This window comes from Micromonospora sp. D75 (assembly GCF_018070405.1).
GTDB lineage: Bacteria > Actinomycetota > Actinomycetes > Mycobacteriales > Micromonosporaceae > Micromonospora > Micromonospora chalcea.
Map to the genome: position 1 here is coordinate 1 of NZ_JAGPXV010000617.1, position 3,539 is coordinate 3,539.

The 3,539-nt window shown below is 76.9% G+C and carries 2 protein-coding genes; both read right to left on the bottom strand.

The genetic code is table 11. The features are described 5' to 3' along the window. The coding region (locus tag KBX39_RS26535) for a lantibiotic dehydratase (RefSeq protein ID WP_210873068.1) at nt 1–1,720 on the bottom strand (1,720 nt) is incomplete at its 3' end. Further along, on the bottom strand, nt 1,717–3,539 hold a 1,823-nt coding region (locus KBX39_RS26540), incomplete at its 5' end, for a lantibiotic dehydratase (protein WP_210873070.1). The genes KBX39_RS26535 and KBX39_RS26540, both read right to left, overlap by 4 nt.

A 3,539-nucleotide genomic window follows, 5' to 3' on the forward strand; every position in this document is an offset into this window, starting at 1 on the left:
GCCGGTGGTCGTCCGGCCCGTGCAGGGACGCGGACAACCGCCCGCCGACGCGGGGGAAGTCGACCGGGTAGAGCGGGCGCAGCCGTCCCGGGCCCAGGTCGGCCGCGTACGCGCGCCGCAGCCGGTCCACGTCGGGGTGGCAGTGGGTGAACAGCTCGGCGTTGAACGTGGCGTACGCGGCGTGCAGCTCGCCGAGCACCGCCCCGAACTCGCCGGCGGCCAGCGCCTCGGGTGACTCGGCGAACAGTTGCAGGTCGGGGCTGTGCACCCGGCCCGCGCTCCAGCCGGGACGGCCGGCCGGGAACGCGTCGTCCACCAGGGGCGCCAGCTCGGCCGCGCCGAACTCCACCCGGGACGTCCCGGCGGGCAGTCCGGCCAGTCCGAGCACCCGCTCCCAGCGGGCGGCGAACTCTGCCGCGACCCGGTCCACCGGCCGGTCACCGGGCCCGAACAGCGGCCCCTGCGCGACGAACCACAGGTCACCGAGCCGGACCGGCCCGTCGCCGCCGAGGTCGTCGTACAGGTCGCGCAGCGCGTCGCCGTACGCCGTGGCCAGTTCGGCGGTGAGCCAGCGCGCCGCCCGCAGCGGCAGGTCCAGCGCCGGGGCCAGGGAGTCGAGCAGGCCGCCGCCGACGGTGAGGTCCACGTCGCGTGCGGTCTCCTCGTGGCACAGCGCCCGCCCGGCGTAGTTCTGCCCGGCCCGGCGGCGCGGCGGCAACCCGGTGAGCGCGGTGAACTCGGCGTCCAGCGCGGACAGCGCGGCGGTGAGGGCGGCCGGGTCACCGGCGGCGTCGGCGACCCGGGTGCGGGCGGCGGCCAGCCGGTCCAGCCCGGCCAGCGCCCGCGCGCGGCACTCCCGGTCACCGATCGCGGCGATCCGCTCCCGCAGGTGCTCCTGCGCGGCGAAGCCCTGCGGCAGGTCGAAGTCCCAGCGCAGCAGCCCTCGCTCGACGAGCTGCGCGAGCAGCAGGAACCCCTCTGCGGCGCGGCGCACGCCGGTCTGCCCGTCGCGCACCAGGTCGTCGACGACGTCCCGGGCCGGGCGGGTGCCGTCGCACCGGCACAGCGCGATCGACTCGCTCAGCGACACCGGTTCCGGGCGCTGGGCCGGCCGGTGCACGACCCGGTCCGCCAGGTGGACGTGCGGCGCCCGGACCGGGGCCAGCCACTGCCGGACCGGCGGGTCGGCGGCCAGCCGGTCCGCGTACGCGGCGAGCGCCCAGTGTTCGAGGTGGACGGCGCGGCGGCGGAGCAGTCCGGGGCCGGGCACGGCGGTGACGCCGGGCGCACCAGGTGCCACGGTGCCCCAGCACACCGGCCCGAAGAAGCCGATGGTCTCGGCCTTGCCGCAGTAGCGCTGCCAGTAGCGCAGCAGGCTCAGCTCGCGCTTGCGGCGGCGCACGTTGCGGACCTGCGGGTCGGTGCGCAGCAGCCCGTCCAGCGCGATCAGCATGTCCGGGTTCTGCCAGGTCACCGCCTCGCGCAGCAGCGGGTCGGCGGCCAGCTCGCCGGCCACCGCGGAGGACTCGGCGAACGCCTCGCGCAGCGTCTTGTCGAACACCTCGGCGCCGGTGTCGCCGGCGAGCAGCGCGTCCGCGACGGCGGCGCAGTCCGGCGCGGCGAACCGGTCCAGCCCGGCGGCCGGGAAACCGGCGGTCCGCAGGACCACGTCACGCCACACCGACCAGCCGGTGTCGCCCAGGGGCACCAGATGGCTCACCGGTGGTCCTCCCGCCGGGCGTCGGTGATGTGCAGGCGCAGCTCGCTGAAGTAGCGGCGGCCCTGTCCGTCGGGCACCCACGCCTGCTCCGGGGCGGGCAGCATCTCGCTGACGGTGAACGAGACGTCGTCGCCGCCGTCGACCCGGGCGGCGCGCGCCATCGCGCAGAGCGTGGTGGCGAACGCCGGCGCGGACAGGTCGACGAAGCAGGGCTTGGTCTCGGTGCCGAACTTGACGTACACCTGTTCGGGCAGGCCGAGGCGGCGGCGCCAGTCCCGGACGGCGAGGAAGCGCTCGCGCTCCCCGTTCGGGACGGCCAGGCCGCTGTCGCCCACTGTGGTCCGCCACGTCTGCCGGGCCAGCACCAGCCGGTCCACGGTGATCCGGGGCGTGTACGGCGCGGCGGCGACCAGCTTGAAGCCGTCCACGGCGTGCGCGCTGAACGGCTCGGCGAAGATCTCGGTGAGCGGCCAGCGCTGCCCGTCCGAGGCGGTCGCCACCAGTTCGCCGTCGACGTCGTCGACGACCAGGTCCACTGTCGGCAGCACGCGGGCCGGGTCGGCGCCGGGCGCGTCGAGGAACGCCAGGTGCCGGTCGGTCGGGCCGGTCAGCGACTCGGCGGTACGGCTGGTCCGGCGCGGCCAGTCGGCCGGGAACAGCAACCGGACGCGCCGCTGCCCGAGGTCCGCCGCCAGCGCGTCGCGCAGCCGCTCCACGTCCGGGTGCGACGGGGTGAACACGGCGCAGTCGAACGACGACCAGGCGGCGTGCAGCTCACCGAGCACCACGGTGTAGTCGCCGCGCCGCAGCGCGTCCGCGTCGGTGGCGCAGATCTGCAGGTCGGGGCTGTGGATGGCGGCGTTGGACCACTCCGGGCCGGCGCCGGGGAACACCGCGTCGATCCGGTCGGCGAGGTCGGCCGCGCGCAGCCGTACGTCGGTGCTGCCGGCGGGCAGCGTGTCCAGGCCGAACAGCCCGGACCAACGGGCGGCGAACTCCGCCGCCACCGCGTCGACGGGCCGCTCGCCGTCGCCCCAGAACATGCCCTGAGCCAGGAACCACAGGTCGGCCAGCGGCACCGGGCCGCCGGACTCGGCGCGCAGTTCCTCGTACAGGCCGCGCAGCACGTCGAGGTAGGCGCGGGCGAGCGCGTTGGCCAGCCAGCGGGCGGCGCGCAGCAGCACGTCCAGCGGGGCGGCCAGCTCGGCCAGCAGCGGCGCGCCGAAGACCACGTCCAGGTCCCGGGCGCTGTCCTCGTAGCAGACCGTGCGCCCGGCGTACATCTGTCCGGCCCGGCGTACCGCGGGCACGCCGGTCAGCTCGGTGAACGTGGCGTCGAGCGCGTCCAGCGCGGCGCGCAGCCGCTCCGCGTCCCCGGCCGCCGCGGCCACCTCGTCGCGCGCGGCGCGCAGCCGGTCGAACCCGGCGCGGGCGGCGGCGCGGGCCGGCTCGTCACCGATCGCCTCGATCCGGTCGGCCAGCACCCGTTCGGCGTCCGGGCTCACCGGCAGGGCCGCGTCCCAGGTGATCAGTTCGCGCTCAACCAGGCGGTCGAGCAGCGCGTAGCCGTCCTCGGGGCGGCGCAGCCCGATCGCCGGGTCGGCGACCAGGTCGGCGGCGGGGCGCCGCCCGTCGGCCGCGCGCAGCAGCTCGGCCTCGACCGGGGTCAGCGTCAGCGGCGGACGTCCGGGTCGCAGCACGGCCCGGTCCCGGACCGCCAGGTGTGGCCGGAGCATCGGTGGCCACCAGCGGCGGACCGCCAGGTCCGCGCCGATCCGGTCGGCGTACGCGGTCAGCGCCCACGACTCGAACCACACCC